Raw genomic sequence first — 23,061 nt, forward strand, 5'->3', positions numbered from 1 at the left:
ATTATTCAACAGCTGATCCAGGGATCAGTTTTTTTATCAACTCTCATATACCATTAGGTATATGATCAATATGAACCGAAATGAACTTAACTAAAAACACTGTTTTAATAGCTGGCGGAAGCGCAGGTATTGGATTTGAAATCGCTAAATTATTGATTGAAAAAGGCAACCACGTAATTATCACTGGTCGTGATCAGGCCCGTCTCGATGCTGCCGCCCTGAAGTTAAAAGATGCTACGCCTATTGCTTTTGATGTAACTAAAGAAGAGGAAGTTGATGAACTGGTAGAAAGACTTAAAGCTGATTTTCCTGCACTGAACATCCTGATAAATAACGCGGGACTGGGAAATTCGTATGATCTGGTTTCAGGAAACCGGGCCTGGGAAAAGGCGGAAGCCGAAATGCAGACAAATTATATTTCAGTGCTGCGACTAACAGAAAAACTGCTTCCTCATTTACGCAATCAGGCCGCTGCCGCTGTAGTAAATGTAAGCTCTATAGTTGCTATTGCGCCCAGCCTCCGCACACCAACTTACAGTGTCAGTAAAGCTGCGGTACATTCATACACAGAGCTGTTGCGCCTGGCACTGTGGGATACCAGTGTGAAGGTATTTGAACTGATGCCACCACTGGTAAATACAGAGTTCTCCAAAGAGATTGGTGGTGAAAATGGTATACCTGCTACTCAGGTGGCCGAAGACCTGATTGCTGCATTGGAGCAGGATACCTACGAAATTCATGTTGGCCAAACGGCATATATCTATGAGCTGTCCCAAACCTCCAGGGCAGAAGCTTTAGAGGCTATGAACCAAAGGGCTGCACAGGTTTAAATCTGAATGGCTTCCTTTTTCCCTGATGCGATGCTTTTATAGATCGCATCAATTACTTTCATATCTTTCAATCCCTCCTCTCCTGGAACCCTGGTAGCCCTTTTTTGAAGAATGCACTGCGCAAAGTCGTCCATTTGGGCTGCCTGCTGGTTGATATTAGGCAGGTTCATCATCCCGCTGGATGTTTTACCGCTGATGCCACCATAACCATAGGAAGGCGACAGTTCAAATATTCCTTTTGCTGCTTCAACTTTAAGGTAACTCCAGTTATTGTTATAGCTGGATTTACCTTCGGTCTTAAATCCCTCAGGAAATTCAAGTTCCCAGTAAATCGTTTCGTCCACATCGGCAAACAGTTCAGGTTTGGTTTTCTCTTCCCTTGCTTTCACAAAGAGGGGTTCCTGCCCCGTGGTGTACCTTGAAGCCTGGATAGCATAAATTCCCATGTCCATCAAGGCCCCTCCGCCAGAAAGCGCCTTTTTTAAACGCCAGGAATCTTTATTACCGCCCCAGGTAAAGCCGTTGGCAGCTTCAAGGCTGCTGAGCTTTCCGTAAATCTGCTTTTGTCCCAGCCGCATCACTTCTATATGATGAGGCTCAAAGTGCAGTCTGTATCCGATAGATAGCATCCGGTTTGCCTGTTTGCAGGCGGCGATCATTTCAACGCAGTCGGCAGCATTCAGTGCCATCGGTTTCTCACAGATCACATGTTTGCCGGCCTTTGCTGCCCGTATTGTAAATTCCTTATGCAGGGCAACCGGAAGAACAACATATACAATATCTATATCTGGATTGTCAATAATCCTGTCGAAGTTCTCATAATTATAGATATTCTTTTGTGGGATCTTATATTGTGACGACCAGCTGCTGGCTTTGGCAGGTGTACCGGTGACAATCCCTGCAAGGTAACAGTGGGCGGTGGACTGCAGAGCGGGGGCAAGCTGCCCGGAACTGTATCCGCCAAGGCCAACCAGCGCGATACCTAGTTTGCGGCTTGCAGGAAAAGCAAAAGTATCTAATGCAGGCATTATCGCCGCTGCGCCTATACCATAGGATAGTGTCCGCAGAAAGGCTCTTCTATTGTAAAAGTTGCTGTTTTTCATAATGTAGTTTGCAGGTAGATAGAAGGTTACAGATAACACCAGCAACAATCGGGATTTCGGTTTGGTTTCAGAAAATTTAAAATAGTGATTTTGGTTAGATTATCTGCTGTATTAACGTTAAACGGATAATACAGCCATTATTATACTTTAGCAATTGTGGATAACATGTTAATTATTTTTATGATTATTAATTAGGATGTTTGAGTTAAAATGTTAAATTTGATGTTACCAAATATTTACCTATGATGACACGTCTGCTAAACCTGGCTGAGATGATCAGTCATGCCGCTTTGCACCGGAAAAAGCTATTGCTTAATCTTATCTCATTTTTTTTGATTGCAACCGCTCTGCAGGTTGCTGCTGCAGGTCCCCCGTTAAAAAAAACGTTCCCCCCGGAAATGGTCCGTTCGGCAGATGTAATCGTTAGGGGAACGGTAACAGATGCAAAAGGACAGGCGCTGCCGGGAGTAAGCGTAAAAGTGAAAAATACAGCTATTGCCATCAGTACTGACGGAGCGGGTAAGTTCTCGCTTAAGGTACCGGAGAACGCGACACTTGTATTTTCTTTTATGGGCTATGTAACTCAGGAAATCCCGGTTAAAGGGCAAACCCTGTTTAATGTAAAACTGCTCGAGAACAGCCAGGCACTTTCTGAAATTGTAGTGGTCGGTTACGGCACACAGAAAAAGGCTGTGGTCTCAGGTGCTGTCACCGCAGTAAAAGGATCGGAACTGGCTAAAACCCCTACGGCCAATTTATCCAACTCCCTGGCCGGGCGGCTGCCGGGTGTAACAGCAGTGCAAACCAGCGGAGAGCCCGGAGCAGATGGTTCGACAATCCGGATCAGAGGGGTAAACTCTCTGGGAAATAACAATGCGCTGATCGTGATTGATGGCGTACCCAACCGGGCTGGGGGACTGGAAAGGATTAATCCCAATGATGTAGAAAGCGTTTCAGTACTGAAGGATGCCTCGGCGGCCATCTACGGCTCGCGTGCGGCTAACGGGGTGATCCTGATTACCACAAAACAGGGGAAGTCGGGTAAACCCCAGCTTAGCTATGAATTTAGCTATGGCCTGCAGCAGCCTACCAGGACCCCAAAAATGGCGGGCTCTGACCAGTATGCTGAAATTCTTAATGAACTGAAGATCTTTGGAGCGGATTTACCCAGTAATCAGTGGAACGCGGCCTGGCAGGCATTTAATACCACAGGTTCCTATACCCGGCCTGACAATGGAAATGTGCTTAGTCCGGCGTACCGCCCGGATGAGCTGCAGAAGCTGAAGGACGGATCAGACCCTTTGCGTTACCCTAATACCGACTGGTTTGGCACTACGCTCAAAACCTGGTCGCCACAGCAACGGCATAACCTGCAGATCAACGGTGGTGCTGAAAACATCAAATACCTGATATCGATGGGCTATCTTGATCAGGATGGATACTATGAGAAATCCGCTACAGGCTACCAGCAATATGACCTGCGTGTAAACCTGGAAACCAATCTAAGTAAATATGTAACTGCAAGTCTGGGGATCACCGCGAGAGAAGAAGTACGGAATTATCCGACAGTAGCAGCAGCTGATATCTTCAGGATGCTGATGCGGGGAAAGCCAACCGAGCCGGAAGTATGGCCAAACGGTTTGCCCGGCCCTGATATTGAGTATGGTTTTAACCCTTACGTAATCACTACAGACCTGACCGGTTACAACCGCGACCGCAGGGACTATTTTCAGTCGACCGGCAAAATAGAGCTCAAAGTGCCTGGAGTGGAAGGACTTAAACTTACAGGAACGGCTGCGGTAGATAAATTCTCTGGCCGGCAAAAGGTGTGGCAAACGCCCTGGACCTTGTACTACTGGGATAAAAAAAGTTTCGAACAGGATGGTGTGACGCCGGTACTGACCGGATCTGTGCGCTCTCAGCGTACCGACGCAAGCTTATCTGAAACTGCCGGAGAGCAACTGGCAGTTAACCTGATGGGAATGGTGAATTACGACCGGAAGATCGGAGAGCATAACCTTGCACTGATGGCCGGAGTAACCCGGGAGAAGGTTGATAACGATGCCTTTGCCGCGGCCAGAAGATATTTCCTTTCTACTGCTCTGCAGGAATTACTTGCAGGTGGCGATAAAGAGCAAACAATCACTAATCCTTCAAATGATACGTATAATTTGTTCAGAAGGGCGCGCTTAAGCTATTTTGGAAGAGTGGGTTACAACTACAGAGAGAAATACCTTGCGGAATTTCTGTGGAGGGCAGACGGCTCTTACATTTTCCCGGAGGACAAACGCTTTGGATTCTTTCCGGGTGTATCCGCCGGATGGCGCATCTCTGAGGAGGCCTTTTTTAAAGAGCATGTGAGTTTCGTAGATAATCTGAAGTTAAGGGCTTCATGGGGACAAATGGGAGCAGAGGCATATTTTGGCGATGCACTCGCTGAGTACCAGTACCTGAGTACTATCGGTTTCGGGAGTTATGTAACTGGTAGCCAGCAGACCCAGACTTTGCGCGAAAGCCGAGTGCCTAACCTGTCCTTTGGATGGGAAGTGGCCAATAATGCAAACGTAGGTGTAGATGCTGCTTTCCTGGACAGCAGGCTGAACCTGGAGTTTGACTATTTTTATAACAAGCGGACAAAGATCCTGATCAGCCGGGTAAATTCTGTTCCGGGAAGTTCCGGCATCACGGACAAGCTGCCGCCGGTGAACCTGGGAAAGGTGAACAATAAGGGCTTTGAATTCAAATTAGGGTATAGTGATAAAGCTGGAGATGTAACCTATAGTATAAGCCTGAACGGTGGATATGCCAAAAACAGGATCATCTTCTGGGATGAAACTCCCGGTGCACCCGAATGGCAGCGTTCTACAGGGATGCCAACAAATACCGGATTGGTTTACCAATATGCAGGCGTATTCAAGGATCAGGCAGAGATTGATGCCAATAAAATTGATTACAGCAGCTTTACCGGGAAGCTGCTGCCGGGCGACATGAAATTTGTGGATGTAAACGGGGATGGTAAAATCAATGGCGACGATCAGGTTCGCCTGGACAAAACCAATACACCCACATTTACCGGCGGGATAAACCTAAGCCTCCAGTACCGCAACTTCGATTTTTCTGCTTTGATCCAGGGGGCTACAGGTGGAGTGCAAAGTGTGGGGCTGACGGAATCCGGGGATATAGGGAACTTCCTGGAATGGTCGTACAGGAACCGCTGGACAATAGATCAGCCAAGCGGCGAATTCCCGCGACTGTCCAACCGCGGGCAAACCTATTTCACCGATCTGAATATTGCAGGAAACAACACCTACTGGATCCGCAACAATAACTATGTGCGGGTGAAAAATGTAGAACTCGGGTATACACTGCCTGGGGAGCTCTGCAAAAAGATAGGACTTTCTGCGTTACGGGTTTATGTGAATGGTCTCAACCTGTTTACATTCGATAAGATCAAGATCTGGGACCCCGAATCTACCAATTCCAGTGCCCAGTATTATCCTCAGGCAAGGGTGATCAACTCTGGTATCAAAGCAACTTTTTAAAATCATATTCTCTACAAATGAAAAAGATACTAACTCATAAATACCTCTGCATCTTTACCTTATTGGTTATGCTGCAGGCTTGTAAAAAAGACTTTCTTGCAGTAGATCCGCCTGACCAGATCCAGGCCGAACTGGTGTGGAAAGACCCGGCACTGGCGCAGGCTTTTGTAACAGACATTTATAACGGTTTAAGCCTGGGAGGATTCGCAGAGCAGATGCTTTCTTCGGTTTCTGATGAATCCCTTTTTACACACCCCAACAGGGGGATCGACCTGGTGAACGCGAGTACAATTAATCCAACAACGCTGGGCTGGGTAGACGATAGCTGGAGCTATAACCTGATGTATAACAGGATCCGTGCATGTAATATCACCATTGAAAAACTGAGCGGGACTGACAATGCTATCACTGACCAGCAGCTCAAAAACCAGCTGCTGGGCGAAGCTCATTTCCTGAGAGCTTACTTTTACCAGCAACTGTTACGGTATCAGGGCAGTGTGCCGCTGGTGACCAAAAGTTATGCCCTGGATGATGATTTCACGGTTAAAAGGGCAACTTACGAGGACTGCGTTAACCTGATTGTCAAAGATTGCGATGAAGCTATTCCCCTGCTCCGCGGGAAAACGCTTCCTTCCGGCCGTACATCCTCAGTTGCAGCAATGGCACTGAAAGCCCGTGTACTGTTGTATGCGGCGAGCGACCTCCATGATATCCCTACCGCCAAATCCCGGTCGCCCATTATCTCGGGATATGCCAACCCGGAATATCTGGGTTATCTGAGTGGCGACCGCAGCGCACGCTGGAAGGCTGCCCTGGATGCAGCTAAAGCTGTTATTGATGCAGGATCTGGTTATAAGCTGAACCTTAGTGCGAAGGTATCCTTAGAAGAAGGCCGCGCAAATTATAAAAGTATTGCAATGGGCGGAGGGAGCAAGGCAGCGGGTATAGATGCGGCAGCTGCTTCAGAGCTTATTCTGGGCAGGTATTTTATTGATCTCAGCGATATGCGCTACGGACGTGCCAACGGGCCAAACGGATACCATAACTGGGCAGGAAACACGCCGGTAGGCTTGCTGGTGGATGATTATGAAATGGCCGATGGAACGGCCTTCAGCTGGACAAACCCGATGCAAAAGGCTGCGCCATATCAAAACCGCGATCCAAGGTTGTATGCAACTATACTGTATGACGGCGCCGGCTGGAAACCCCGCGACAAGGTATCTGGCAATGTTGACCCGGCAAATCAGATCCAGACAGGAGCATATGATTTACTGGAAGGCAGTAATGTGATCACGCTGAGCGGGCTGGACACCCGGGGCAGTTCAATAGAAAACTGGAACGGAAGCTGGACGGGCTATTATACGCAGAAGTTTATAGACCCTGATCCAAATATTGTGGACGCTAACCAGCCTCAGTTTGTGCCCTGGCCATTTTTCAGGTATACGGAAGCAGTGCTGAATTATATCGAGGCAAGTATCGAACTGGGCCAGCTGCCTGACGCTATATTGTGGTTGAACAGGATCCGCTTCCGTGCTGGCATGCCGGCTCTGACTGCAAGTTCCCAATCGGCACTGCGTGAGGTATATCGTCATGAGAGACGTATTGAAATGGCGTATGAGGAGCAGCGTTACCATGATACCCGACGATGGATGATCGCGCCTGAAACCTTAGGCAGAAAAACAACCTATATCAAGATCACCGGTAAGTTTAAAGCCGGAAAAACCATGTCGGCGCCCTATCATTACGATCCTTCAGTATATGATTATACCTATACGCCAACCACAGAAACCGCACAGGAAAACAGGCGCTGGGACGATAAGATTTACTTCAGGCCTTTCAGCCGCGACGAGATCAACAGAAATAAGGAGCTGAAGCAAAATCCTGGGTATTAATCCTATCTTTAGCTATGAACAGAACCGAATTTATCAAAAACGGCCTGATTGCTACCGGAACCTTACTGGCCGGCTCAGTAGTGACTACCATGGGTGCTGACTTTGCTACAGGCGCTGATCAGTCCGTTGCTCCCGGCAAAACTTTCAATCTCGATTACGCACCACATGAAGGAATGTTTGCAAGTCATGCGGGGAAAAGTTTTACCGATCAAATCCGGTTTATGCATGACCAGGGCTTTCGCGCTATTGAAGATAACGGCTTTTTGGCAAGGCCGGTTGAAGAGCAAATCCAGATAGGGAACCTCTTAAGTAAACTGGGAATGCGAATGGGTGTTTTCGTGGTGGACGGTGGAGACAACTGGAAAACCTCGCTTACTACCGGTAATAAGGAATTCAAAGACCATTTCGTAGAAACCTGTAAACGTTCTGTGGAAGCGGCCAAACGCTGCAATGCGAAATGGCTGACAGTTGTTCCGGGATTTTATGAAAGGAAGCTGCCTTATGGTGTTCAAATGGCTAATGTGATGGATGCCATGCGGGCAGGGGCTGAAGTGTTTGAGCCGCATGGTCTGATCATGGTGCTTGAAACGCTGAGTGATACCCCTGAGCTATTTCTTCAGCAGACCCATGAAACCTATAGCCTGTGTAAATCGGTAAACAGTCCTTCCTGTAAGATTTTGTTTGATATTTACCACATGCAGCGTACAGAGGGAAACCTGATCGTTAACATCGATCGCTGCTGGGACGAAATTGCTTATATTCAGATTGGCGATAATCCTGGCAGAAAGGAGCCTGGAACAGGCGAAATCAATTATAAAAATATTTTTAAGCACCTGAAGGAAAAAGGTTATAAAGGAGTTATGGGCATGGAACATGGCAATTCACAGAAAGGAAAAGAAGGTGAACTCAGGCTGATCCAGGCTTACAGGGATTCTGATAGCTTTTAGCATTTGGCTGTATAGAAATATTATCCTGGGTATTCTTACATTATCAGGGAATAAAGGCTTAGTTTTTATACAAAAATAATTACTTTACACGCTGTATTAACACCCTCAGCTGTGTATCAATTGAAAACCAAATATTTAGCAATAATATCCGCAACTCTTCTGAATTTTACCGTTAAGGCCCAGGATGTAGTACAGTATGTACAGCCTTTGGCAGGAACTGCTGCAAGCACTACGGCAGCTTCTCTGAAACATGGAGGCGGAACAGAATTGAACGCAAATACTATCCCTGCTGTAGGACTGCCATTTGGCATGACGCAGTATACGCCTCAAACCCGCTTGTCGGAAACCAAATGTCAGCCTCCGTACTTTTACCAGGACAATGTAATCAATGGTTTCAGAGCAACACACTGGCTAAGTGGTTCCTGTACACAGGATTATGGGAGTTTTACAGTAATGCCCATTACGGGAAGCCTGAAAACTTCTGCAGAACGGTACGGTACAAAATTTTCGCATAAAGATGAAATCACAGCTCCTCACTATTACAAAGTGAGCTTGCCTGCTTATCAGCTGGAGGCTGAATTTACAGCGACATTGAGGGCTGGCATGATGCAGTTTACCGCAAATAAAGCGGATAGTTTATACCTGCTGATTATGCCTAACAGCGACCAGGCGCAGGGCTTCGTTAAAGTTGATCTGCAGAATGGAGAGGTATGGGGCTATAACCCTGCCCACCGGATTTATCAGGGATGGGGCAAGCCAGCGGGATTCAGCGGTTATTTTTATGTCAAAATAGACCGGGCTGCCGGCATAAGCGGAACTTTCAGCGGAGATACTATTTTGAAAACCAACACCGTGAAAGATCGTAAAGATATTGGTGCTTACCTGGGATTTAAGGTAAATAAAGGCGATCAGCTGCGTATACGGATCGGAACTTCATTCAGCAGTCTGGAAGGTGCAAAAGCAAATCTGCAGGCAGAGATCAGCAACTGGGACTTTGAAGCCCTGGTGGCAAAGAATAATCAGGTATGGCAAAAATCGCTTGGACAGATACAGGTAGCAACGCCGGTACTAAAGGATAAACGAATTTTCTACACTTCACTTTACCATGCCATGCAGCACCCACGCTTATTCAACGATATTGATGGAACATATCCGCAGTTTGCAGGTGACTACAAGTTGAAGAAGGTAAGCAAAGGCAATTATTATGATGACTTCTCTATGTGGGATATTTATCGCGCTCAGCTGCCGCTTTTTGAAATACTGAAACCAGGACTGATCAACGACTGCGTACAATCAATGATCCTTAAAGGACAGCAGGGTGGCTGGTTACCGATTTTCCCCTGCTGGAACAGTTATACAGCTGCGATGGTGGGTGATCACGGAACTTCTTTTATCGCTTCTGCCTATACCAAGGGAATCCGCGATTATGATGTGAAAGAGGCCTACCGACTGATGCGACAGAATGCTTTTGACAGCCCGGACCAGGACGATTATATTAATGGCAAAGGCAGGAGGGCACTGAGATCATACCTGAAATATGGATATATCCCTATGGAGGATAGTGTGCAGGAAGCCTTCCATAAAAAAGAACAGGTGAGCCGCACGCTTGAATATGCGTATAATGATTATGCGCTTGCCATGGTGGCTAAAGGAATGGGCAAAACAGCCGATTATAACACGCTGTTTGCGCGTAGCAAAAATTACAGGAATGTCTTTGATCCCGAAGTGAATATGATGCGCGGAAGGTACATCGACAAAAGCTGGTACAAACCCTTTAAAGGAAATGCTAAAGAGCCTTATATTACCGAAGGTACACCTCAGCAATATACTTTTTACGTACCACAGGATGTTCCCGGCCTGAGTAAACTGATGGGGGGCAAAGCCGGCCTGGAGAAATCACTGGACTTGCTTTTTGACAAACATGAGTACTGGCATGGCAATGAGCCAGGGCACCAGATTCCTTTTATGTATAATTTCACTTCCTCGCCATGGAAAACACACTTGCGGGTGAAGGAGATTCTGGCTGATGAATACAGTGACGGACCGGGAGGTTTAAGCGGAAATGATGATGCCGGACAAATGTCTGCCTGGTATGTATTTGCATCACTTGGTTTTTACCCCGTAGATCCGGTTTCTAACAATTATGCTTTTACCGCTCCATTGTTTGACAGTGTGACCATAGGTTTACCAGGTAATAAGTCGCTGCAGATCATTACGCATAAGAAATCCAAAAATTCCGGATATATCTCCGGGATGAAATGGAATGGTAAGGCTTATAGCCATAATTACCTTAGCTATGAGAAACTTATGCTCGGTGGAAGGATAGAAGTGGAGCTGCAGGATAAACCTGATAAAACCTGGGGATTGAACTAATTCGGGAGCTGAGCTTATTTTATCCGTAGTAATATCTTTTACATTAATGGTTATTTCAGCGCTGCTGCGAGTTCTTCCAAAAATGCTTTTTGTCTTTCATTGATCCTAAGCGCGGCTTCAGAAAAGTTGTACCATGCGCCTTTGTCTATTTCAGGAAAGGTTTTCCTTTTGCCTGACCGTGGAGGCCATTCCATGTCGAAGGTGTTACTGTTGATTGTTGCAGGATCCAGGTCTCCTTCAACTGCCCATCCAAGCACAATTTTTCCGCCTTTTTGCTGAACAGGCTCCAGAGGTATAAAATCTCCGCTGAGCACATGGCCAGTCTCTTCTTCAAATTCCCGTACTGCTGCAGTTAAAGGATCTTCTCCTTCCAGAAGTTCACCCTTTGGTATCGTCCACCAGCCTTCATCTTTTTTAATAAAGAAAGGCCCGCCGGGATGAACAAGGAAAAATTCTGTTTCATCATTCATTCTCCTGAAAAGTAGTATTCCTGCACTTTGTTTCATTTTCAAATATACTACGCAAAATTATTAACTACCAGACTACTGTCACTTAATAAAAACATAACACCTCAATAAATATCATGGCCTGCAATTTGTGATTATCGGAGTTCATACATCTAAATTTAGTTATGTTGACAAGAGACGAAATCTTCGGCTACACTCCGGATCCAAAATATACTACTTCCGTTGCTTACTTCTCCATGGAGTTCGCTATTGACCAGGCGCTTAAAATCTACAGCGGAGGCCTGGGTTTCCTCGCCGGATCTCATTTCAGAAGTGCCTTTGAGTTAAAACAAAACCTGCTGGGGATAGGCATGCTCTGGAAATATGGCTATTACGACCAGATCAGGGACAAAGAGGGGCAAATGGTGCCTTCCTTCGTGGAAAAAGATTATTCCTTTTTACAGGATACCGGAATTGTTTTTACCGTTCCTGTTCATGACAGCCCGGTACATGTAAAGGCTTTTCTGCTAAAACCAGAGACCTTCGGCTCGGCACCTTTGTTTCTGCTGAGCACTGATATTCCTGAGAACGATGAGATCTCACGTACGATCACGCACCGTTTATATGATCCGAATGAAGCTACCCGGGTTGCCCAGAGCATTATCCTGGGGATAGGCGGAGCCATGCTGCTTGATATACTGAAGATGGAGCCTGATATATATCACATGAACGAAGGGCATTCAGTTTCCCTGAATTTTTACCTTTACGCGAAGTTCAGAGACCTGGAAGCTATAAAAAAACGTGTGGTTTTTACTACGCACACTCCGGAAATGGCTGGGAACGAAGAACACAGCTACAGGCTGCTGAAAGACATGTCGTTTTTTTACCATTTACAGGATCATGAGGTGAAGCATATCCTTAATATGGAAGGTGATATTTTTAGTTATACGCTGGCTGCCCTTAAGTTTTCGGGCCGGGCCAATGGGGTATCTGAACTGCATGGTGAGGTCGCGAGGGAGATGTGGGGTGCCAATCCGGGAATTTGTGCGATTACTTCAATTACAAATGCACAAAATGCCTCTTACTGGAAGGATAAGGAAATGGCGCAGGCGATACGTGATAACAGTGACCAGCATATAGTTGCAAGAAAAAAGGAGCTTAAGAAAGCTTTATTTAAAACTGTAGCAGATCAGTGCGGTAAACTATTTGATGAAAATGTAATCACTATAGTTTGGTCAAGGCGTTTTGCCGGGTACAAACGTGCGGACCTGGTTATGTACGATTGGAACCGCTTTTTGACTTTAGTGGGTAACGCCCGGTTTCCTGTACAATTTATCTGGGCCGGCAAGCCTTATCCTGAAGATACGGGGGCCAACCAGCTGTTTAATCATATCATCCGTCGTGCAAAGCCTTTTGCCAATTGTGCTGTGCTTACCGGTTATGAGCTTGGCTTGTCAGCATTATTAAAAAAGGGCTCGGATGTGTGGTTGAATAATCCCAAGATGTACCGTGAAGCCTCGGGCACAAGCGGAATGACTGCAGCCATGAATGGAAGTATCAACTTATCATTACCGGATGGCTGGGTTCCGGAATTTGCGAAAGATAAGGAGAACTGCTTCTTAATCAGTCCTGCGATCGACAGGCAATCGGATACTGCAATCGATGCTGCAGAAAATAAAAGCCTGATGGATAGTATAGAGCAAACCATCCTGCCGATGTATTATCAAAATCAGGCAGAATGGTTAACGGTACTTAAGCGTTCAGCAGCCGATGTAGAGCCAGAGTTTGAATCAGGCAGAATGGCTGCGGAATATTACGAAAAAATGTATACTAAACTTTAGGCAGGCTATACCCGTTATGATATTGGGCCAGCAGATATTTATCGTTGATCTGCTGGTCTGTAAATTGGTGCCTGGCATTGTCCCAGGATAGTTTTTGCCCGCTGCGGAATGCAAGGTTCCCCATTTGCGCTACAGTAGCGACATGCGCAGCTGCCTGTATGGAGCAATTTAACTCTTCCTTTTTTCTTGACCTGACAACGCTGAAGAAGTTTACCATATGGTTTTCGATCCCATTGTCAGAAGCTTTGACAAATGGCTTGCTCACTTTGTGTTCACTAGCTTTTTCTTCAATAACTTCCCAGCCCGCCCTGTTCAAGATCAGTGTGCCGTTGTTGCCGATATAGGCAATGCCATGGTTACGGTTGTACGATCCGTTATCTATGCCCATGGCAGAATCCCATACCATATTAAAGTTATCAAATTCATACAGCGTGGTCAGTGTATCAGGCGTTTCTTCGTAGAGGTCCGGATAGGCGAAGCGGCCACCTAAAGCGGATATGGTCTTGGGTACAGGAGAGTTCATGCCCAGCAGTCCGTAATCCAGCAAGTGAACACCCCAATCGGTCATTAACCCACCTGCATAATCCCAGAACCAGCGGAAGTTAAAATGGTATCTGCTGGCATTGAATGCCCTTTTATTTGCAGGTCCCAGCCACATAGCGTAATCTACTCCGGCAGGGGGCAGGGTATCAGGTACAACAGGCGCGGGTTTCATCCATCCCTGGTAACACCATACTTTAACCGTTCTGATATTTCCAAGCTGGCCGCTTTTTACATATTCTACAGCATCTTTGAAATGCTGCTGACTGCGCTGCCATTGCCCGGCCTGTACAACTTTGTTATATTTTTCCTGTGCTGCAACCATGGTACTGCATTCTATGATGGAATTACCGACCGGCTTTTCTACATAAACATCTTTGCCTGCCTGTACTGAATGGATCATCATCAGGGCATGCCAATGGTCAGGCGTTCCGATGATCACTGCATCAATATCCTTGTTGTCGAGCAAAGCACGGTAGTCTTTATACCGTTTTACTTTGGCGGCATTCACATTCAAAGACTTTAATTCGGCCATTCTTTGGTCAAGAACATTGGCGTCACTGTCACACAGTGCTATCAGATTTACTCCCGGCACTTTAAGTGCGGCCTGCAGGTCTGACCAGCCCATGCCCTTGATTCCGATTACTCCTATATTGATCGTGTCGCTGGCGCCAATAGTTTTATTGAATAATGCATAAGCAGGGTTGTCGAGTGCGGAAAGCAGGGCAGTGGTTCCAACTGCTGTTGCAGCATAGTTGAGGAAGTTTCTACGATTTAACATTTGGTTTGGTTTTACGGATTTTACATCAGTAAATTACTAAATATTATGTAAACCTGTCAAGCTGCTTTTTGGGAAAATTAAAAATAGAAAAGGCTGCCCCGCAAGGCAGCCTTTAGTTCATATAAATATCAGTTTACCTGATCAGAAAGAAAGCTACATAAGGCCTTTGCACTGTTGAAGTTTTACCACTGTAGCCACTTGCAAAAATGGTGTACACCCTTTGGTTCAAAAACGTACTCGAACTTGTGTAGTTAGCCAGAATTGTAGCGGCTGTAACTGCCGCACCTGCCGATCTGATTTTCCAGGTTTTTGCTTGTACACTCTTAAGCAGGATTTCATCGGTAGTGCTCAGATACTTCACATTTCCTGCAATAAGACTGTCTTTAGTCTGGTCAGTGGCACTGGTGCCGTAATAAAGGTCTACTGCAGAGACATTGGGCATCAGATTTACGAAACGGTATCTTGAGAAGGATGTATCTGGCCGTACCAGTCTTTCCTCGGTGAGAAAAGTTTTAGTATTTGCTGCTGTGTCCGTTACATGCGCAACGTAATTTTTACCGGCAGCAACCTGCACTGTAGTTGAATACAGTTCTACAGAATCCAAACCGGTGTCTTTTTTGAAGGGCAATATCACGGACAGCTTTAAGTTACCCGGCTCTACAGCCAGGAAATCCGGGCTGGAGCTACCTCCTGTATTGTATCCGCCGCCTGGGAACGGCGTTCTTGCTGTAAGCAGGCTGCTGACCCTTTTATCGTTTATTTTTAAAAAGACAATCCTGTTATTGGCATACATCGATACATAATTGATTTTTAAAAGTGCCTGATCTGATGTGAGCTTCGCAGTGTCTCCGTAGTCCAGCACATTTTTGCCACAGCCCATTACAGCAATGACAAGTACGCAGGCAGACAAAACTGAAAATATTTTCATGTGTTTCATTTTAAATGTTAATACTAATTTGCTAAACTAAACCAGGTTTCCTGTGTCACATAGTCCGGTTTTAATCCTCCCCATTTGGCCAGTTCGTCGGCGTTCCAAACGTATTCTGAATTGTAACGGGGGCGGAAACGGTAAGCATACTTTCCTATCTCGCCGGCAGTAACTCCATCACCTACCAATTGATAATATGTTCTGAATACCAGAGGAGAGTAATGGTATTTTCTGAGGTCACACCAGGTCTCCAGGCCTGCCCATCCCCATTGGGCGATGTATTTCTGTCCCATAATATCAGCAATTGTTAGGGTTGCACCGCTTTTGGCAACCTCTGAAGAAGCCAGATAAGTAGTGATATCAGCTTCTGAAATTGCAGCGTCAGGTGTTCTGCCTGCACGTCCGTACTGGTTATAAAAATCCATATGGCCTCTGATCCCTTTGATGTAAGAAGCATAAGCCTCGCCTGCGTTTCCTTTGAGATATTGTGCTTCTGCTTTGACAAACTGCAGTTGTGAATAGGTCATGATCGGATATCTGGCTGCATCGGCAAAGATGTATTTGCCACTGTAAGAAGCTGTTCCTGCAGGTAATGTTCCGTATACGATCGGGACATTGGGCGTATTATTACCATGGGCAGGTATCACCCCCTGGTATACTCCCAATGTTGCACTAGCGATACTGCTTGGGAGCATGCGGCTAAGCCTTGGATCGGCAGACGTTTTAGAATCAGGCACAGCGGTACCACGTACACCACCTGTCAGATAATTCAATATCGTGGTAGTAGGCCTGCCGTAATAAGTTGTAGATGCGGTTAGCAGACCCTGTAGTGGTCCAAGTGGGTTGGCGTCATCAGCAGATGTCGCGGTAAAAAACACAGTTGCTGATTCTGTCTCACTCGTAAAGGAAAGGTCGGTGTATTTGACCACGCTATCTGCATAGTTGGTTTTAAACTGGGCTTTGTTAGTGAGATGCCCGTATTGCAAGGCGTACAGCCCATAGACAAACTTTTTCCATTTGGCTTTGTCACCTTTAAATATGCCATCTCCTGATACGCTCGCCAGTACGGCAGCGTAACTTGTAGGGCTTTCCATATTTAAGTACTTTATGGATAGCGCGCCCCATTCCCTTACTTTTGCATAAACATCAGGCTGGTCCTGATAGGTGAATGTCAATGCACCTGGTTTAAATGCATCATCGAGAATGATCGGGCCGTACATATCTGTACACATCTGGTAAGCCCATGCCTTAATAGCATAGCCGATGCCCACATATTCATATTTTTTATTGGCAATACCATCATTGATCATTGTTTCCAGGTTGAGACCCAGATCGGCATAGGTCATCCTCCATATCACACCACCAACATCACTCAAATCCACATAACCATGTTTCTCGTAGACCAGTGATGCATTGTCTACAGAAGTACCTGCCATGTTCTGTGTCATCTTCCATACCACCCGGTAATCCTGGGCGGTTCCATTTGTCATCTGGTAAATAATAGGGGGAAGCAAAAGCTCGGCCTTTACCACCTGGGGTACGGCGGGATTGGTATTGATATCCAGGTATTTTTTACATCCTGTGGTACTCAGCAATATCGCCAGGATTGATAATATATGTAGTTTTTTCATGTTCTTTCGTATTATAATTTAACTCTGACACCGATGTTTACACCAATAGGCTTTCCTGTATTTCCATAGTCAATACCGTAACCACCAATACCACCGGTTCCTGGTGTATTAGCATTGCTTTCAGGATCTCCGCCAGAATAATTGGTAAACAGAACTGCGTCCGTAACAGTGATGAATGCACCCAGACTTTGTATAAAGCCAATGCGTTTCACCAGGGCAGGGGAAAAATCGTATCCCAGTGTAACGTCCCTCAACCGCAATGTTTTTATATTCCTTTCTATAAACATTTCCGGGGATACATTGGTGGTGTAATACAAGGAGTTATAGTAAGGTGTTACCGCAATTGTGTTCTTAGTTGGGTTGGCTGTATTCTCCAGGCCATCCTGCAATACACCGGCGATTACCCTTGGGGTTTCCCTGTCAAGTGTTTTAACGCTCAGTCCTTTGACGTAACCTGCATACTCAGTTCCGTTCACTACGTCTCCACCATACCGCAGGTCCCACAAAAATTGCAGGTTCCAGCTCTTGTATTTGAAGTTGTTCACAAGTCCGACATTAAATTTTGGTGTTCTGTCTGCAACAGGATAGAAAGTAGCATCAGGAAGAACCGGCAAGCCTGAAGATGGGTTAATCAGAATATCACCATTGATGTTTCTTGGGAATCGTGTAGCGGTAAGCGCTGCTGTACTGTAACCCGGTGAAACTGCACTGCGGATATTTCCGATTACCCAGGAATCAGATTCATATAATTCCGGTAAAACGCTGGGCAATGATAATACTTTACCTCTGTTCAGTGTAAAGTTTGTAGTTACGTTCCATGCAAACTCTTTTGTTTGTACAGGCGTACCGGTTAATTGTATCTCAAGACCTCTGTTTCTTACTGTACCACCGTTCATCAGTTCGAGCACGAAACCAGTACCATAACTTAATCTCGGATTGATAATCTGGTCTTCGCTGATCAGGTTGTAATAATTCAGGTCGATCCCGAGGCGGTTATTCAGAAACTGGAGTTCGGTACCTACTTCAAAGTTTTTTGATTTCTCAGGTTTGAGGTCTGGATTTCCCCCATAGTAGGAATATGCAAATCCACCGCCTGTTGATCTCACAGCTGCGTAATTGGTACCGGTTGAGTATTCTCTCCATGGTTCTTTACCGGTTATTGCGTATGAACTGCGGAGTTTTCCTGAAGTAAGCCACGGCAGGCCGTCCTTTACAGCTTTCAGATCTGTAAAGTTGAACGCTAAACTGGCAGATGGATAAGCAAAATAGGGGTTGTTAGGCATTAGCCTTGATGCGCCGTCAACTCGTCCGGAAAGTGTTAGATATACCAGTGTTTTATAACCCAGGATCGCCTGTGCGAAAGCACCAACATTTCTGTATCTGTTTACATATCTGAGAGCGCGCTGTGTAGTTGGCAGCGTGTTATTGATACTGTAAAAGTTGGGGTCAAAAAGATTAGTACCCTGCTGTGAATCTGTCGTAGAGTTAAAATCATTGAATGTTGCACCGATGATAAAGGTGTTGTTGAAATCACCCATGGTGTTTTTTGCACTTGCAGTTAGAGATCCGTTGAATACCTTCGCAAGCTGTCTGTAAGTAAGGATTCTACCTCCCGTAGGTGCGGCAGCAGAACCAGATCCCTTATAAGATTGTCCGTTAGCCACTTGTATACCATCAGTAGAAGCGATATCGGCTCCGAGAATTCCGTTGATTTTGAGCCATTTTGCCGGTGTAAATTCCAGGTTGGTGTTGGCCAGTATCCTGTTGGTTTTATCGTTGTTGATGTTTTTGTAAACATCCCAGAGCGGGTTGTCAAATTCAGCATATATACTGGCAAGATGTAACTTTCTGTTTCCAAACTGATCCTGATAATCGTTGATATCCCATGCTGAACTGTAGCGCATAAGTTCTATCAGTGTGCCATTAGGCCCTTTGTTTGACTTATCATTCGAAGTGTTGATATAGTTGAAGGTACTTGTCAGTTTCAGTATAGGCGATATGACTGCCGTACCTGTTAACCGTGAAGAGAACCTGGTGTACCGCGTGGTTGGTATCGTTCCTTTGGTGTCGGAATATTCATTGGACCAGCGGTAAGTGAATGCATCTGTTCCACCTTCAAAGGCCAGGTTATGTTTTTGCGTAAAGCCAGTTTCGAAAAACTCATGGATATTGTCATACAGTTTTGTTCCCGGTAAAAAGGCAGGACCAAGTAGATTTGAACTTGTGCCGTCATATACGCCGTTGTTGCCCGTGTTATATTTCTGTTGCACTTCGGGAAACTTATTTACTCTTTCCACCCTCACCGAGTTGCTGTAACTGATGCTTCCCCGGCCCGATTTACCTTTTTTGGTTGTGATCAGGATGGCTCCGCTGGCACCTGCACTTCCGTACAGGGCTGTAGCTTCCGGGCCTTTCATAATGGTGTAGGTCTCAATATCATTGGGATTAATATCCATCGCCCGGTTAGAATAATCCTGATCGCGGTTGGCTGCACCGGAAATCAGTTCGCGCGTTTGGTTAAGTGTGTTGTTATTGATAGGCACGCCATCTACAACAATCAGTGCGTTATTGTCTCCGCTGATAGAAACGAAACCCCTTAACACGATTTGCGCGGAAGCTCCCGGATTACCATTTGTGCTGTTGATGGACAGTCCTGGAACCCTGCCCTGAAGTCCCCCGAAGAAATCATTCCTTTGGGTTGCAGAAACATCGTCTCCTTTGACAACAGGAGTAGAGTAACCCAAACTCTTTTTGTCGCGGTCGATGCCGTAGGCAGTTACGACGACCTCGTTCAGTGCATTCGCGTCAGGTTTAAGCACTACGTCCAGAGCAGTGCCTTTCACCAGCACTTCCTGGGAGATGTAACCAATGAAACTGAACACCAGCAGGTCTCCGGTTCTGGCAGAAATAGAGTAGGTTCCGTTGAGATTAGTCTGGGTGGCGGTGCCGGTACCCTTTACCCTGACAGATGCTCCCGGAATGGTCTGGCCATCCTCGAAGGAACTAACTTTGCCTTTAATCGTTTTTTGCTGCGCAAATGAATGCAGAAAGAGCAAAAAACAGCCTAAAAAAATTAGGAGTAGCTTTTTTTTCATGAAGTTTTGATTAGAGTAAGAAAATGGTTTAGGTTTTGTCTTTAACGACAGTTCTAAACACGCATATAAACGCATAAAAGAACTCAGTTATAAATATATAGTATGTAATTCACTAAAAAAACAGTAAAATAAACTTTTTATGTAACATGTTTCACGATAAACCTGCAAAACACTGCAAGAACCCGCAAAACGCAAATAATTTATTTATTTTACTACTTTAGCGGAAAAAGAGTGATGTTGAAAAAAGAAAGACATGAGTTTATCATGCGGCAAATTCATTTGCACAACAGGGTTTTGTCGGCAGACCTGGTACAACTGCTTGCAGTTTCGGAGGACACCATCAGGCGTGACCTGCAGGAGCTTTTTGAAGCCAATAAACTGCACAAGGTACACGGTGGCGCGCTTTCAAAATCTTATCAAACCACCTATGATGACAGTGATGTCTATGCCAGGGATGCCAAAAAGATAATTGCCAGAAAGGCTATTCCGCTGATCAGGGAAGGAATGGTAATCCTGACTGGCGGAGGAACTACTATCATTGAAATGATGAAACAGCTGCCTGAGAATCTTCACGCTACTTTCTTTACTATCAGTCCCTTTGTAGCAATTGAGCTCGCAAAATATGTAAATATAGAAGTTGTTCTTGTTGGCGGACTGTTTTCGCAGAACTCGCAGGTAACCTATGGCAGCAGTGCTATCAACCAGCTTTCGGAAATCAGGGCCGACCTGTGCCTGATGGGAACAAATGCAATACATCCCGAAGATGGTTTAACGGACGTAGACTGGGAGATCAACCACCTCAAAAAGACGATGCTTAAATCATCTGCCAAAACCGCTATCCTGTGTATTTCAGAAAAGATGAATATCTCCTCCCGTCTTAAAGTAGCTTCGCTTGATACAATCAGCTACCTCGTAACAGAACTCTCTTCCACAGATGAAAAGCTGGATAAATATAGGGTGAAAAACCTGCAGATCATGTAACGGTTGATCCTGCTAGAGCAACCTTTCATTCAATTAAAATTCAAATAACAGGAATTAAATATTTTTATGGTGATTTAAAAGCTACCTTGATGAAATATTGGCAATCCGTCAATATCTGATCAGTCCTTCTATTTGGAAAATATATTTAATAAGCTCATTGACAGTTTTATACAGGATAAGGTAGGGGTTACGGAAAACTTTCTTAACGAGTCGCTGGCATTTCATTTAAAAGAAAACCTGGTTGGCCTTTTTAAAAGCAAACTCCTGCGCCCTGCAGGTACCGGAAATGATCAGCTGGTAGTACACAATAAGCTGCTGAGAAGCGACATGATTTACTGGCTTGACCGTAAAAATAACAATAGATGGGAGAATGAGTTCTTTGACCTCATGGATAGTTTTGTAAGTTATTTAAACAGCAGCTGTTATACAGGGATTACCGGTTACGAATTTCATTATACCCTTTACGAGAAGGGAAGTTTTTATACCAGACATATAGACCAGTTCGGCAACAACGCCAGCAGGCAATACTCCATGATCATGTATTTGAATGCCGACTGGCAGGAGCAGGATGGAGGCGAACTGTGTATACATCACGGCAATAGTTTACAGCACATTACTCCTGTGAACGGCAAAAGTGTTTTCTTTAAAAGCAGCGAACTGGAACATGAAGTTTTGCTCAGCAACGCCCCCCGGATGAGTATCACCGGCTGGCTAAAAATTAATTAAAACGGCTATCCTGCGGGCTTTTTGTTATTTGGCCTGGATGAATTCGCTTTCATGAAGCAGTTCAGCGAGGTAACCTGCGCACAGTCTGTTTGCATCTGACCACTTGAATCCTTTGCTGATTCTGCTGACACTCTTTTTATATTGATCATTTGAAATGACCTTGGCTGTAGCTTCACGTATGTCCTCCGCTTCTGGTAACTCGGTATTCAGGTGTATTCCGCAATTGAAATAGGCTACCCGGGCACCAACTTCATTTTTACCGTTGCAGATTCCTGTTGTGATCAGGGGAACCTGATTTCGGATACTTAAATTAACAGCCATGTAATCACCATCGGTAATATATACAGATGCGTAAGGCAGCACCTGTTCCAGAGAAATAAAGTTTTCGATAACTGTGCTTGGGGAACCAAACTTTTCACGAAGTGCTACTGTGCAGTTTCCATTTGTAACTGCAATGACAAGCGTATTGCTGCTGTCCTTAAATGCTTCCAGTGCAGGTTCCAAAAGCTTCTTGCTCTCTTTTTCCGCCGCGCATTGTTCTATTATTACGATCTTATCATAGTGTAATAAACGTTTGTCAAACCATTTCCTGGCGGTTTGGATTGCTGCCGCGGCTGATAATGCGCCTGCAAAACGAATGTTATCACCAAGGTCGCTGCGTTTATACTCAAAATCTGCTGTTCCAATCTGCAGGTGCAGGTCTGAGGCCCTGATGAGCTGATCATAGAGGATAGATGGCGACATAAAAATACCGTTCTCTTTAAGGACGCTGTCGTAGGCATCTATAGAACGTTTATATAAAGCCGTAGCTGCAAAATCACGTAATCTGCTGTATTCGTCCCGCTGGTCTGTGCTAACTGCAGGTATAAGTCCCATCCCGTAGGAACCGAGGTCGGCTGAGTCTGTAGCGAGGGGAGTAATGCCAATTGTTGCCACTGGAATATTTAGTTTAGCTTTTACAAATGGGATGGCGGAGAACATATTGTCCGATATCATCAGATCAAAGGGAAATGAATCATGGATCGTTTTGATGTCCGCAAAATATTCTGAGGAACGTTTCGCAAATATATTCAACAGGTCAAAATTCATTTTCTCCGGCTGGTCTGCTATGTATATCCGTTCAGGAAAAATGTACTCCAGGTTAGCCGGATTAATATCCAGTGCCCTGGTAAACACAAAATGTGGAATGGACAGCTTTTTCAAAAGTTCTTCAAATATCCGGGAAGTGTACCAGCGCACATCACAACCAGATGCCTGTAAATATTCAGCTAAACCCGTAAGTGGCCTGAAATGCCTTTCATCGGGTACCGTAGCAAATAAGATCTTTTTTCCGTAGAGTGCTTCGTTCATGATTTTTGTATTTAATGCCCGCGACTTGAATTCCGAGTCCGGACAATACAAAATT

At 45.3% G+C, this 23,061-nt stretch carries 15 protein-coding genes; 8 read left to right on the top strand and 7 right to left on the bottom strand.

Features of this window, described 5'->3' with window-relative positions; genetic code table 11:
• Positions 1–80 precede the first annotated feature (80 nt).
• A complete protein-coding gene (locus ABWY16_RS18050) occupies positions 81–830 on the top strand; it encodes an SDR family oxidoreductase (RefSeq protein ID WP_353906059.1) in 750 nt (249 codons plus the stop codon).
• Here ABWY16_RS18050 and ABWY16_RS18055 read toward each other — a convergent pair.
• Positions 827–1,933, bottom strand: coding sequence for a Gfo/Idh/MocA family protein (locus tag ABWY16_RS18055; protein ID WP_353906060.1), 1,107 nt, complete (start codon positions 1,931–1,933; stop codon positions 827–829). The two genes, ABWY16_RS18050 and ABWY16_RS18055, sit on opposite strands and share 4 nt — an antisense overlap.
• Positions 1,934–2,175: 242 nt before the next feature.
• Between ABWY16_RS18055 and ABWY16_RS18060 the strand changes: the two genes are divergently transcribed.
• The 4 genes from ABWY16_RS18060 to ABWY16_RS18075 all read left to right on the top strand — a co-directional run bounded on the left by ABWY16_RS18060 (position 2,176) and on the right by ABWY16_RS18075 (position 10,687).
• Positions 2,176–5,475, top strand: coding sequence for a SusC/RagA family TonB-linked outer membrane protein (locus tag ABWY16_RS18060; RefSeq protein ID WP_353906061.1), 3,300 nt, complete (start codon positions 2,176–2,178; stop codon positions 5,473–5,475).
• 17 nt (positions 5,476–5,492) lie between these two features.
• Positions 5,493–7,367 carry a RagB/SusD family nutrient uptake outer membrane protein gene (locus tag ABWY16_RS18065; RefSeq protein ID WP_353906062.1) on the top strand — a complete coding sequence of 625 codons (1,875 nt, stop codon included), beginning with the start codon at positions 5,493–5,495 and terminating at the stop codon, positions 7,365–7,367.
• A gap of 14 nt (positions 7,368–7,381) precedes the next feature.
• A complete protein-coding gene (locus ABWY16_RS18070) occupies positions 7,382–8,314 on the top strand; it encodes a hydroxypyruvate isomerase family protein (protein WP_353906063.1) in 933 nt (310 codons plus the stop codon).
• A gap of 111 nt (positions 8,315–8,425) precedes the next feature.
• Positions 8,426–10,687: a GH92 family glycosyl hydrolase gene (locus tag ABWY16_RS18075; protein WP_353906064.1), complete on the top strand. Its 2,262-nt coding sequence runs from the start codon at positions 8,426–8,428 to the stop codon at positions 10,685–10,687.
• Between the two features lie 50 nt (positions 10,688–10,737).
• Here the strand turns inward: ABWY16_RS18075 and ABWY16_RS18080 are convergent, their stop codons facing one another.
• Entirely contained in the window at positions 10,738–11,193 is a 456-nt protein-coding gene (locus tag ABWY16_RS18080) for an NUDIX hydrolase (protein ID WP_353906065.1), read from the bottom strand.
• A gap of 125 nt (positions 11,194–11,318) precedes the next feature.
• On the opposite strand from ABWY16_RS18080, the gene glgP reads away from it, so the two are divergent.
• The gene (glgP, locus tag ABWY16_RS18085; RefSeq protein ID WP_353906066.1) at positions 11,319–12,974 is read left to right on the top strand and encodes an alpha-glucan family phosphorylase; all 1,656 of its coding nucleotides are present in this window, start codon (positions 11,319–11,321) and stop codon (positions 12,972–12,974) included.
• On the opposite strand, the gene ABWY16_RS18090 is transcribed toward glgP, so the two are convergent.
• From ABWY16_RS18090 to ABWY16_RS18105, 4 genes are all read right to left on the bottom strand, one after another.
• The gene (locus ABWY16_RS18090; RefSeq protein ID WP_353906067.1) at positions 12,964–14,295 is read right to left on the bottom strand and encodes a Gfo/Idh/MocA family protein; all 1,332 of its coding nucleotides are present in this window, start codon (positions 14,293–14,295) and stop codon (positions 12,964–12,966) included. The genes glgP and ABWY16_RS18090 overlap by 11 nt on opposite strands.
• A 133-nt stretch (positions 14,296–14,428) precedes the next feature.
• Positions 14,429–15,223 (bottom strand): DUF4397 domain-containing protein, encoded by a 795-nt coding sequence (locus ABWY16_RS18095; protein WP_353906068.1) that lies wholly within the window; start codon positions 15,221–15,223, stop codon positions 14,429–14,431.
• 23 nt (positions 15,224–15,246) lie between these two features.
• Complete coding sequence (locus ABWY16_RS18100) at positions 15,247–16,854, bottom strand: SusD/RagB family nutrient-binding outer membrane lipoprotein (RefSeq protein ID WP_353906069.1); 1,608 nt, start codon at positions 16,852–16,854, stop codon at positions 15,247–15,249.
• A gap of 11 nt (positions 16,855–16,865) precedes the next feature.
• Positions 16,866–19,949, bottom strand: coding sequence for a SusC/RagA family TonB-linked outer membrane protein (locus ABWY16_RS18105; RefSeq protein WP_353906070.1), 3,084 nt, complete (start codon positions 19,947–19,949; stop codon positions 16,866–16,868).
• Between the two features lie 234 nt (positions 19,950–20,183).
• Between ABWY16_RS18105 and ABWY16_RS18110 the strand changes: the two genes are divergently transcribed.
• Both ABWY16_RS18110 and ABWY16_RS18115 read left to right on the top strand, forming a co-directional pair.
• A complete protein-coding gene (locus ABWY16_RS18110; protein WP_353906071.1) occupies positions 20,184–20,930 on the top strand; it encodes a DeoR/GlpR family DNA-binding transcription regulator in 747 nt (248 codons plus the stop codon).
• Between the two features lie 132 nt (positions 20,931–21,062).
• Positions 21,063–21,656 (top strand): 2OG-Fe(II) oxygenase, encoded by a 594-nt coding sequence (locus tag ABWY16_RS18115; protein ID WP_353906072.1) that lies wholly within the window; start codon positions 21,063–21,065, stop codon positions 21,654–21,656.
• Between the two features lie 24 nt (positions 21,657–21,680).
• Here the strand turns inward: ABWY16_RS18115 and ABWY16_RS18120 are convergent, their stop codons facing one another.
• Entirely contained in the window at positions 21,681–23,006 is a 1,326-nt protein-coding gene (locus ABWY16_RS18120) for a glycosyltransferase (RefSeq protein WP_353906073.1), read from the bottom strand.
• Positions 23,007–23,061: the final 55 nt, after the last annotated feature.

This window comes from Pedobacter sp. (assembly GCF_040513095.1).
In the GTDB taxonomy this organism is placed as follows: Bacteria; Bacteroidota; Bacteroidia; order Sphingobacteriales; family Sphingobacteriaceae; genus Pedobacter.

Excerpts from the sequence above, each read along its gene's own strand:
- ABWY16_RS18065 (WP_353906062.1), top strand. The coding sequence starts at position 5,493 with ATGAAAAAGATACTAACTCATAAATACCTCTGCATCTTTACCTTATTG.
- ABWY16_RS18095 (WP_353906068.1), bottom strand. The coding sequence starts at position 15,223 with ATGAAAATATTTTCAGTTTTGTCTGCCTGCGTACTTGTCATTGCTGTA.
- ABWY16_RS18080 (WP_353906065.1), bottom strand. The coding sequence starts at position 11,193 with ATGAAACAAAGTGCAGGAATACTACTTTTCAGGAGAATGAATGATGAA.
- ABWY16_RS18055 (WP_353906060.1), bottom strand. The coding sequence starts at position 1,933 with ATGAAAAACAGCAACTTTTACAATAGAAGAGCCTTTCTGCGGACACTA.
- ABWY16_RS18090 (WP_353906067.1), bottom strand. The coding sequence starts at position 14,295 with ATGTTAAATCGTAGAAACTTCCTCAACTATGCTGCAACAGCAGTTGGA.
- ABWY16_RS18105 (WP_353906070.1), bottom strand. The coding sequence starts at position 19,949 with ATGAAAAAAAAGCTACTCCTAATTTTTTTAGGCTGTTTTTTGCTCTTT.
- ABWY16_RS18050 (WP_353906059.1), top strand. The coding sequence starts at position 81 with ATGAACTTAACTAAAAACACTGTTTTAATAGCTGGCGGAAGCGCAGGT.
- ABWY16_RS18100 (WP_353906069.1), bottom strand. The coding sequence starts at position 16,854 with ATGAAAAAACTACATATATTATCAATCCTGGCGATATTGCTGAGTACC.
- ABWY16_RS18120 (WP_353906073.1), bottom strand. The coding sequence starts at position 23,006 with ATGAACGAAGCACTCTACGGAAAAAAGATCTTATTTGCTACGGTACCC.
- ABWY16_RS18070 (WP_353906063.1), top strand. The coding sequence starts at position 7,382 with ATGAACAGAACCGAATTTATCAAAAACGGCCTGATTGCTACCGGAACC.
- glgP (WP_353906066.1), top strand. The coding sequence starts at position 11,319 with ATGTTGACAAGAGACGAAATCTTCGGCTACACTCCGGATCCAAAATAT.
- ABWY16_RS18110 (WP_353906071.1), top strand. The coding sequence starts at position 20,184 with ATGTTGAAAAAAGAAAGACATGAGTTTATCATGCGGCAAATTCATTTG.
- ABWY16_RS18060 (WP_353906061.1), top strand. The coding sequence starts at position 2,176 with ATGATGACACGTCTGCTAAACCTGGCTGAGATGATCAGTCATGCCGCT.